The organism is Pseudoxanthobacter sp. M-2, assembly GCF_046156265.1.
In the GTDB taxonomy this organism is placed as follows: Bacteria; Pseudomonadota; Alphaproteobacteria; order Rhizobiales; family Segnochrobactraceae; genus CAMDHY01.
Window position 1 is genome coordinate 72067 of the sequence record NZ_JAWDIR010000005.1, and the last position, 9594, is coordinate 81660.

Annotated in this window: 10 protein-coding genes; 1 reads left to right on the forward strand and 9 read right to left on the reverse strand. The window is 68.1% G+C overall.

Annotation, left to right across the window (positions count from 1 at the left end; all coding sequences use genetic code 11):
• Window positions 1-338: 338 nt before the first annotated feature.
• The 4 genes from RUR49_RS03705 to RUR49_RS03720 form a co-directional block, all read right to left on the reverse strand.
• Window positions 339-599, reverse strand: a complete 261-nt coding sequence (locus tag RUR49_RS03705) for a hypothetical protein (RefSeq protein WP_409144939.1) — start codon at window positions 597-599, stop codon at window positions 339-341.
• Window positions 600-784: 185 nt separating this feature from the next.
• Window positions 785-1045 (reverse strand): hypothetical protein, encoded by a 261-nt coding sequence (locus RUR49_RS03710; protein WP_409144940.1) that lies wholly within the window; start codon window positions 1043-1045, stop codon window positions 785-787.
• A 198-nt stretch (window positions 1046-1243) separates the two neighbouring features.
• Complete coding sequence (locus tag RUR49_RS03715; RefSeq protein WP_409144941.1) at window positions 1244-2668, reverse strand: glutamine synthetase family protein; 1425 nt, start codon at window positions 2666-2668, stop codon at window positions 1244-1246.
• Between the two features lie 114 nt (window positions 2669-2782).
• Window positions 2783-4441: an MFS transporter gene (locus tag RUR49_RS03720; protein ID WP_409144942.1), complete on the reverse strand. Its 1659-nt coding sequence runs from the start codon at window positions 4439-4441 to the stop codon at window positions 2783-2785.
• Between the two features lie 271 nt (window positions 4442-4712).
• Here RUR49_RS03720 and RUR49_RS03725 point away from each other — a divergent pair, with 271 nt between their 5' ends.
• Window positions 4713-5426, forward strand: coding sequence for a TetR/AcrR family transcriptional regulator (locus RUR49_RS03725; RefSeq protein WP_409144943.1), 714 nt, complete (start codon window positions 4713-4715; stop codon window positions 5424-5426).
• Window positions 5427-5491: 65 nt separating this feature from the next.
• On the opposite strand, the gene RUR49_RS03730 is transcribed toward RUR49_RS03725, so the two are convergent.
• From RUR49_RS03730 to RUR49_RS03750, 5 genes are all read right to left on the reverse strand, one after another.
• Complete coding sequence (locus RUR49_RS03730; protein WP_409144950.1) at window positions 5492-5884, reverse strand: DUF1801 domain-containing protein; 393 nt, start codon at window positions 5882-5884, stop codon at window positions 5492-5494.
• Window positions 5885-5973: 89 nt separating this feature from the next.
• Window positions 5974-6366: an SRPBCC family protein gene (locus RUR49_RS03735; RefSeq protein WP_409144944.1), complete on the reverse strand. Its 393-nt coding sequence runs from the start codon at window positions 6364-6366 to the stop codon at window positions 5974-5976.
• A gap of 212 nt (window positions 6367-6578) precedes the next feature.
• Window positions 6579-6899, reverse strand: coding sequence for an ArsR/SmtB family transcription factor (locus RUR49_RS03740; RefSeq protein WP_409144951.1), 321 nt, complete (start codon window positions 6897-6899; stop codon window positions 6579-6581).
• A gap of 178 nt (window positions 6900-7077) precedes the next feature.
• Window positions 7078-8829, reverse strand: coding sequence for an ATP-binding protein (locus tag RUR49_RS03745; protein ID WP_409144945.1), 1752 nt, complete (start codon window positions 8827-8829; stop codon window positions 7078-7080).
• A partial coding sequence (locus RUR49_RS03750; RefSeq protein WP_409144946.1) for an SIR2 family protein occupies window positions 8826-9594 on the reverse strand: 769 nt, incomplete at its 5' end. The genes RUR49_RS03750 and RUR49_RS03745, both read right to left, overlap by 4 nt.

Here is a 9594-nt window from a genome sequence, read left to right on the forward strand (position 1 = left end):
CTCCGGCCAGCTTTGCCGGCCACCTCCCCTACGAGGGGGGAAAGACGCCCTCATCCGCCCTTCGGGCACCCTCTCCCGCAAGCGGGAGAAGGGAACAGCGCGCAAGGCACCGGGTAGGGCAGCGCGCTCGCGCGCAGCTTCACGCCATTCGTCGCGTCGACCTCCCACCCTCCCCCTGTGGAAGGGTCGGGCCGCGAAGCGGTCCGGGGAGGGCGCCGTCGGCGCAGCCGGCGGCGTGCGGCGGTTGAGAGAAATCGCTGGCTTCGCTGCGGCGCTCGCGCGCCGCCCCCTCCGGCCGGCTTTGCCGGCCACCTCCCCCACGAGGGGGGAGGGGAAGCTCAGCCGCCGGCGAAGCGGATGCCGGCGCGGACCTCGCCAATTGCCTGGCTGGTCAGTTCGAGAGCCCGGGCCCGGTGCCCGCCCTTGCCGGTGTTGGCCCGCTGCAGGAAGCGGCGCGCGTCTTCCAGCGCGGCCAGCGCATTGCGCATGTTCGGCTGATTGGCCTCCGCGTCATCGGTCGTTGCGGCGACGGCGGCGATGCCGAGCGTCAGGGCGGCGGCCGAAGCGAAGGCGTCACGGCGGGTCACGGTGTCCGTCATTCTTCTCTTTCCCTTGCTAGCTGGCCCGTCGCGCGGGCCGTTTCAGTCTCCGGTGGTCGGTCTAGGCACGAACTCGGCCCTGGCGACGCGGACGGCAGCGCCCACGTCGCCGGTACCCTGGCGCATCAAATCCCCCTCCCGACGCGCGGGAGGGAGGAAGCCGGACACGCCCCTGCCTTCGATGCTCAGCTGTTGGCGAACTTGATGCCCTGCTTCACTTCGGAGATCGCCTCGTCGATGAGCCGGATGGCCGCGGCGCGGTGACCGCCCTTGCCAGTGTTCGCCTGCTCGAGCCAGCGCTTGGCGTCCTGCAGCGAGGCGAGCGCATTGCGCATGTTCGGCTGGTCGGCGAGCGCCTCGCCGGGGGCAGCGGCCACGGCGGCGACGCCGACGGCGAGGGCGGCGGCGGACGCGAAGGCGTCGCGGCGGGTGATCTTGTCCGTCATGGCTGCGGTCCCGTGCAATGGCGCCCCTCCTGGCGGGGCGATCCGGATTCTAGCGCTTGGCCTCGCGACGTCGATGTCGCCGAGTTGTGAACGGGTGAACCGCGCTGTCGCGCGGCGCTTCCGTGCGCACTTTGGGGGAGTTCGCCCAGCCGGTAAAGCCGGAGCGAGCGCGCCGGCGGAGACCGGGCGCCGCACCCTCTAGAGATAGGTCGAGCGCTCCAGCGGCGTGATCTCCGCCTGGAAGGCCGCCATCTCCGCCGCCTTCACCGCGGAAAACAGCGAGCGGTACTCGACGCCGAACGTGCGCCTGATGAAGTCCGAGCGCTCGAACAGCCGGATCGCCTCGCCCATCGTCGAGGGCAGCGCCGGCGCCGGCTCGTCATAGGCGTTGCGGTCGGTCGGCGGCGGCGGCGTCAGCCCGCGCTCGATGCCTTCGAGCATCCCGCCGAGCACGGCGGCGAGCACCAGATAGGGGTTGGCGTCGGTGCCGGCGATGCGGTGCTCGAGCCGGCGCGCCTCGGGCGGCGAGGCCGGCACGCGCACGGCGACCGAGCGGTTGTTGTGGCCCCAGGCGGCGCGCGTCGGCGCGTAGGAGCCGGGCTGCAGGCGGCGGAAGCCGTTCCAGGTCGGCACGAACAGAAGCGTGGAGGCCGCCATCGTCTCGATCAGGCCGGCGATCGCCGCCTCGAGCAGCGGCTCGCCGGAGCCCGGCCGGGCGAAGACGTTCTCGCCGCTCCCGTCGACGAGGCTCGCGTGGACATGCATGCCGTTGCCGGCCCAGCCCATGAAGGGCTTCGCCATGAAGCTCGCCTTCAGCCCGTGGACCGCCGCCGTCTCGGCGATCAGGCGCTTCAGCAGCACGACGTCGTCGGCCGCCGCCAGCGCGTCGCCGCGGTGCTTGAGGTTCACCTCGAACTGCCCGGGTGCGGCCTCCTTGACGATGGTGTCGATCGGCAGCCCCTGCGCCTTGGCGTGGGCGCGGATGTCGCCGAACAGCCGGCTGTGGGCGGAGAGGTCCGACAGCGCCAGCACGTTGGTGCGCTCCGGCCCGTTCGGCTCGGCGCGCACCGGCGCCGGCGAGCCGGTGACGTGGGCGGGGGCGTTGGGGTCGAGCAGGTAGAATTCGAGCTCGAAGGCGCAGACCGCCGCGAGCCCCGCACCGGCGAGGCGCTCGACGACGGCCTCGAGCCGGGTGCGCGGGTCGCCGTGGAAGGGGACGCCGCGCTCGGTGTGCATGGTCAGCACCGCCTGCGCCGTCGGGTGCGCCGCCCACGGCACCGGCTTCAGCGTGCCGGGCACGGCGCGGCAGAAGCCGTCGCGGTCGCCGGTGTCGACGTGCAGCCCGGTCTCCAGCACCTCGCGGCCCCAGACGTCGATGCCGAACACCGAGAGCGGGAAGTTCACGCCCGAGCCGAACGCCTTCGACAGCGTCGCCGTCGGCGCCCACTTGCCGCGCAGCACGCCGCAGGTGTCGGTGATCAGGAGCTCGACGGTCTCGGTCTCGGGAAAAGCGGCGAGAAAGCGCTCCACCTCGCCGGCGGCGGGGGAGGCTGGGCCGGACGACGGGCCGCCGGTCTTGCCGGCGCGGGTCTTCGCGGCGGTGTCGGTTTCACCGGGTCGCATGATGGTCGGGGCGGCCTCCGCAGCCACGCGGCCGGGCGGCGGCGCTGGCGACAGTCTAGCCGCAGCCGCACCGGTTGCGCCAGCCGGGACGCGCGCTGACGCGCCCACGACGCGTCAGTCCGCCGGCTTCTCGTGGCCGCGCAGCGGCAGTTCCGGGATCGTCGCCATGAATATGCAGGCGATCAGCGCGCCGGCGGCGGTGGCGAGGAACACGCTGCGGAAGGCGGGCGCGATGTCGGCCCCGGCGAGCGTGCCCGACAGCACCACCTCCTGCGTCGTCAGCCCGTCGGCGACGGCGGCACCGGCGAGGAACAGCGCCCCGAACGCCGGCACCACCAGCGCGCCGCCGAGCGAGCGGGCGAAGTTGAGGATGCCGGTGGCGGTGCCCATCTGGTGCGCCGGGACGGCGTTCTGCACCGACACGGTCGAGATCGGATAGATCACGCCGAGTCCCATGCCGAGGATGGCGATCATCACTTCCATCTGCCACAGGCCGAGCGGCGGCCAGGCGGCCATCGCGAGCGCGGTTGCGGCCGCCACCGCGAGGCCGACGACGGCCGTCATCTTGTAGCGGCCGGTGCGGCCCATGATGCGGCCGGCGATCTGCGCGCCCGTCACCGTGCCGGCCATGTGGGCGATGAGCGCGAGGCCCGACTCCGCCGCCGTGAAGCCGAACACGGCCTCGAAATAGAGCGGCAGGAACACCGACAGCGCCACCATCGTGCCGACGGCGAACAGGACCGCGCCGACGCCGGTGGAGACGATGCGGTTGGCGAGCAGGCTGATCGGCACGAACGGCTCCGGCGCGCCGGCGAGCCGCCAGGCGAACGCCGCCCACAGCACCAGCGACAGCGCGATGAGCCCGAGGATCGGCGCCGAGCCCCACGCATAGTCGACGCCGCCCCAGCTCAAGGCCAGCATCAGCGTGAAGGTCGCGACCAGCATCAGGAGCGCGCCGGCATAGTCGATCTTGTGCGGCCGGTGGAATTTCGGGATCTTCTTCAGCACGCGGTTGGTGAGCAGGTAGGCTGCGAGCCCGAGCGGCAGGTTGATCCAGAAGATCGCCGACCAGTGCAGGTGCTCCGACAGGATGCCGCCGAGCGCCGGGCCGGCGATCGAGGCGGTCATGAACACGGCGGCGAAATAGGCCATGTAGCGGCCGCGCTCGCGCGGCGGGATGATGTCGGCGACGATCGTCTGGCCGAGCGAGATCAGCCCGCCGCCGCCCGCCCCCTGCAGGGCGCGGGCGAGGATCAGCACGCGGATGTCGGTCGCGAGCGCGCACGCCACCGAGCCGACCAGGAAGATGCCGATCGCGATCAGCAGGATGACGCGGCGGCCGTGGATGTCGCTGAGCTTGCCGTAGATCGGCGTCGCCGCCGTGGCGGTGAGGAGATAGGCCGTCACCACCCACGACAGCTGCTCGACCGACTGCATCTCGCGGCCGATCGTCGGCAGCGCGGTGACGACGATCGTCTGGTCGAGCGCGCCGAGGAACATCGCCAGGATGACGCCGATCAGGATGACGCGGATCTGCGCGTGGGTGAGCCGCACCGCCTCCGGTGCGGGCGTCGCTCCCGAGGGCCCGTGCGCCGTCGGCACACCCGCCGGTCCACTGCCCGTCGTCCCCGAAACCCCCGCAGTCGCAAGCGGCGGGTGCGCCGCCCCCGGCGCGGAGGTCGGCGCGACCGGCGTCCGCAGCGCGCCCGGGCCACCGTCGGCGGGGCCGGACGGCGGGGCAGCGGACGGGTTCGGCGGAAGCGGCTCGGTCATGGCGGACGGCTCGTCTCGATGCGTTGACCGAACGGTTCGGTCAACGTAGGTTCGTAGTCCGCGGCAGGTCGGTGGTCAAGGCCGCGGTCAAGGCCGCGGTCAAGGCCGCGGGGGCGGTCGGCGGGGCAGGGGCGGCCACCGCGGACGGGGGAACGGCATGGCGAAGGCGGCAGGCAGAGGGCGAGGAACGGCGGAGCCGGGCGCCGCGCGCTCCGGCGCTCCCCGTCCGCACGCAGCTTGGATCCCGCCGGCCGACGACGGTCCCGCCGGAGTGGCCACGGATGCCGACGCTCTTGCTGCCTCACACGCTGCGGAGGTCGACCACGGCACCGCTCTCGCCGCCGCGCGCTCCGAGGCCGCCTCGGAGGCCCCCACCCCCATCCCCCCCGGCGCCGACCCGGCCAAGCGCCGGCAGATCCTCGAGGGCGCGAACGGCGTGTTCATGGAGCTCGGCTTCGACGCCGCCTCGATGGGGGCGATCGCGCGCGCCGCCGGCGTCTCGAAGGGCACGCTCTACGTCTATTTCGACAGTAAGGAGGCGCTGTTCTCGGCGATGATCGCCGACGAGCGGGCGCGCCTGAAGGGCCACCTCGACCTCGACGCCGACGATCCCGACGTCGCCGAAAGCCTCCGGCGCACCGGCCGCAAGCTGGTCGCCTTCATCGTCCGCCCGGCGAACATCCGCGCGGTCCGGACGGTGATGGGCATTTCCGAGCGCATCCCGGCGGTCGGCCGCGCCTTCTACGAGGACGGCCCCGGCCGCGGCATCGACAAGTTCACCCGTTTCATCGAGGCGCACGCCCGCGCCGGCCGCCTCATTGCGCCGGACCCGCGGCTCGCCGCGGCGCAGCTGCAGATGCTGCTGCAGGCCGGCCTCGTCAACGAGCTCCTCTACGACGTCCGCGAGCCGCCGGACGAGGCCGAGATCGCCGCCCACGTCGACGCGGCGGTGGCGACCTTCCTCGCCCGCTACGCCGCCCGCTGAGGCGGCCGCGCCGTCGGCACAGCCGCCGCGCCCCCCCCCCCGCGGCCCCCGCCCGCCGCCGCGCCTCACATCTTCTCCCCCGGCAGCCGGCTCGCCTGGCGCACCCAGTCGGCGAACTCAGCCTCGTCGAAACCGTCCTCGCGGATGTCGAGATAGCGCACGTCCGCCTGCTTCGACGGCCCGGGCGGCGGCGGCACGAGCCGCGCGCCGCGGAAGAACGACACTTTCACGTAGGCGTTGAAGCAGTGCAGCCCGAGGAACCAGCCGTCCCCCTCGACGCCATAGAGCGGCGAGTTCCACTTCACCGCCTTCTTGACCCCCGGCACGGTGGCGGTGACGATGTCGTCGATCCGCCGGCCGATGGCGCTCTTCCAGCCCGGCATGGCGGCGATGTAGGCCTGCACCGGCCCGTCGCCATACCCCTTCGGAATTTGCGGATTGCCGCCCGACAGCAGCACCGGCCCGCCGCCCGCAAAGGTCTCGCCAGGCCCGGTCTCGCCAGGCCTGGCCTCGCCCGCCCCCGCCGGCTTGCCCCCGCGCTCGCGCGTCACGGCGTGCGCGCCAGAAGCGCGTCGAGCGCCTCGAGGAAGCGCGGCCAGCCGGCCCGCGCCCCCTCGAGGAAGGGCGTCTGGTTCGGCCGGAACCCGGTCTGCTCCATCCGGAGCCGCGTGCCGGTCGCCGTCGGCGTGAGCGTGAAGGTGACGACGCTTTTCAGCGAATAGGCGTCCCACGTGTAGGCGAGCCGGCGCTCCGGCTCGACGACCCGCACCTCGCAGTCGACGGTGCCCCAGTCGGCCCGGAACTGGAAGCGCGTGCCGACGACGGGGGCAAACGCGCTCTCCATCAGCCACTCCGCCATCAGGTGCGGCGTCGTCAGCGCCCGCCAGAGCTTTGCCGGCGGGTGGGCGAACTCCCGCTCGACGACGACCGTCTCACCCACGGGCGCCGCACCGAGGGCGGCGGCCGGGCGCCCGGCGGACGCGGCCGGCGCGGACGCGGCCGGCTGGGACGCCGCCGACTGAACCGGGTCCAATTGGGACGGATCCCTTTGGGCAGACCCGTCGGAGCGCCGGCCATCGGCGGACGACGCATCCCGCGGCGTCTCGTCCCGGGACGGCGCCGGCGGCTTCGGGGTGGCGAGGGGGCGTGCGGTCACTGGTCCATCCTTTCGAGAAGCGAGTCGAGCCGGTCGAAGCGGGCCTGCCAGGCGGCGGTGAGGGAGGCTGCCCAGTCGGTGAGGGGGGCGAGAGCGGCGGGCTCGGCGCGGTAGTGGATCTGCCGCCCGGACGGCCGGTCGGCCACCAGGCCCGCCTGCTTCAGCACGGCGAGGTGCTTGGAGACCGCCGGCTGCGACACCCCGGCGCCGGCCGTCAGCGCCGAGACCGTCAGCTCCCCGTCCCGGCAGAGCCGCTCGAACAACGCCCGCCGCGTCGGATCCGCCAGCGACCGAAATACCCCGTCCTGAGCCTGCACCGTCTGCAACCCATCACCCTCCGGCTATGGGAGGGACGTATAGCCGATGGGTTATGGGTTGTCGAGGGGGCTAGAATCCCTAGCTCAAGAACTGAGATATCCGACCGCCACCTGCGTCTGGCCGGGCGCCCGCCTTCGATCTAACGGAAGGCATCGCCGGGCGGCCTCAAAGCACCTTCTACTGAGACGCGCGCGTTTGGCTGCGCAAGCACTCCACAGCGGCCGAGATTGCTTTCTCGTCAGGCTGCCTCGCACCCCACTCCTTCCAAAAATCACGGGTCGCGCTATCCGGCGCCACGACAGGTGCATCCAACTTGATCCTAGCAGGCATCAGGACTGCGTCACCCAACAGCAAGGCCTCACCAGTGTCGAGGAGCGGAAGGATGCTGGTCATGCCTGACAAAGAGTCTGGCATGAGGCGCCTAATCACACCCTGGTCTGTTTCATTAGTGAGCCGCAGCGCGAGGAAGTTATTGCACTGGCTCAGTATCGTGCGGCTGACGTCGGAGGGCCGTTGGCTCACGACCATCAATGACACGCCGTATTTGCGGCCCTCTTTGGCTATTCGCTCAAACGAGCCTAATGCTTGGCGCTGCACGACATCCGCGTCATCGCGTATCGGGAGATAAAGATGCGCTTCGTCACAAAGCAGTGTGACCGGCGTCCTTGAACTGCTCGACATCCAAAACTGAATGTCATAGAGGAGCCGCGCTAGCGTTCCCGTCACAATTGGTAAAATGTCAGCAGGAACCTCTGAGAAGTCAATAATCTTAATGCCGCTTCCGTCACCGGCACGGAGCAGCCTAATAGCTTGCTTGGAAAGCCATTCGTATGTCTGGGCGTCGGGTGGAGGTGAGAACATGAAGCCGTATCGCCGGTCATCGATCTTGGCTTCAAGCCGGGAGAGAAAACGCGTCAGCTTGTCTTCCCATTCGCCTTTCACCGGGCCATTCTTGCCCATACCCTTCGTCGTATTGTCAGTTTGTAGTAGCTCGACAAGCTTCGTAATGCTGTAGGGAATCGGAGAATCAACCGTAAAAGTCTTTTTAACGGTCGAACGCATATTTCCTTCTAGCGTCGCACCCTTTAATCCACGAACATGTAGTGTGAACCTTGAGGCTTGGTTCGGGGCGTTCTGGTCGCTGCGATCTAGGATCATCGAGAGCATCTCGTCTCGGTTCAGCAGCCAGTAAGGCAGGAACAGAACTTCCTCGCCTGGCTTCTCCAGATCGCCCGGGCCAGCGATGCGATAGCGATCGGCGAAGCCGCCAATTGAGCGATTTGCCAGCGGCGCGTACTCGCCGTGCATATCAAACACAATGATATTTGGGAATCTTAGCTTGGCGGCGCGCTCCAATATTAGAGCGACCAACCAGCTCTTCCCGGAGCCAGTGCTGCCGAGGATAGCAGCATGTCTTTGAAATAGTTTATCGCCGCTTACTATTGCCTCGGCAGTGCGATCCGCCACGAATACACCGAGCTTTAATCGTTCGTGCGGCTCAAGGCCCGCGCCGAGGATGCCCATAAAGCGCTGAAGATTAGCTCCATCAATGACAAAGCAACTACGGTCAATCTGCGGAAAACTATCGGCACCTCGCTTAAATGTATTTGATTTAGTGCCGTCAACTGTTCTATAAGTGCCAATAAGTACAGCTTGAAGCAAGTCAGTATGAACAATAGATAATAGCGCTTCACCCTCCTGGAGTTCATCAACCGTGGGAAGTTCCTCTCGTATACTTCGGTTCACGCGTTCAGTGATTGCGATCAGGTACTCGCGTTCCGTGCTTCCTTGAATTGCGACCAGCTGCCCAATCCCAATTCGCGTAAGGAGTACCGAATTTGTAACGTCCACTGCAACGCGGCTGGTGTCGACAGATGCTACGCGGCCAAGTTCTTCGTCGTCCGCAAACTGAAGCGCAGGTACGGTCATGGTTCGAGCACCTCGGAAATGAAGGACCCAAGGTCCCACAGGTTCTTGTCTGGGACTTCGTGCGGAAGCCGATTCAGGAAGATTCGCGACCCGTTTCGTCCCCCTACATTGGCTTGTTCAATTGCCATGATGTTCCCATGAGCCTGAGCGAGAGCCAGGGCATTCTCAGAGAGCGAGCGACTGAGCAGCAATGTTGGTATTCCCGAAACGATCTTAGGTTTCAGGTGTGTCTCCAGGTGGTCATCGTTGAAGCCGTAACCAATGATTAAGAAGCGGGCGGCTTTGTCGATGGCCAAATTGGCTCGCTCTCGGTGGCGATCAAAGGGGCTTTCATAGCCGTTTCGGAACTTATTCAGACCCGGCGTTATAATGAGACGAGGGATTGCCAAGTCACCGGAGTAACGGACCGGCTTGCCGGCGCGGTGGTACCAGTCTAGGCTTCCGTGTGGCTTCAGGATAATTGCCCGGTCCCGGAAGCGCGCTCGGGCAACCTTCCCTTTCAGGGTCACCTCTCGACAAAAGCTCCATTGACTCTCGACTTCGTTTAGGCTCCCGGCGAAGCTTCCAACGAATAGAGTGTCGGCGCCCAGGCCTGCTTCTTCGACTGCAATTTCAATGAGCCGGTCGTAGTTGGTGGTAACAATGGGGATTCCGGTTGAGGGCTTTAGTAGGTGCTTTAGTAGCCGCGTGAACCGCAGCGTCCGCTTGCCACTAAACACATCAGCAACCACACGACGCTCTGCCTCTACGAATAGACTCGCAGAG

Bases quoted from the DNA above. Each gene is read 5' to 3' on its own strand.
- RUR49_RS03705 (WP_409144939.1), bottom strand. From the start codon at position 599: ATGACGGACACCGTGACCCGCCGTGACGCCTTCGCTTCGGCCGCCGCC.
- RUR49_RS03710 (WP_409144940.1), bottom strand. From the start codon at position 1,045: ATGACGGACAAGATCACCCGCCGCGACGCCTTCGCGTCCGCCGCCGCC.
- RUR49_RS03715 (WP_409144941.1), bottom strand. From the start codon at position 2,668: ATGCGACCCGGTGAAACCGACACCGCCGCGAAGACCCGCGCCGGCAAG.
- RUR49_RS03720 (WP_409144942.1), bottom strand. From the start codon at position 4,441: ATGACCGAGCCGCTTCCGCCGAACCCGTCCGCTGCCCCGCCGTCCGGC.
- RUR49_RS03745 (WP_409144945.1), bottom strand. From the start codon at position 8,829: ATGACCGTACCTGCGCTTCAGTTTGCGGACGACGAAGAACTTGGCCGC.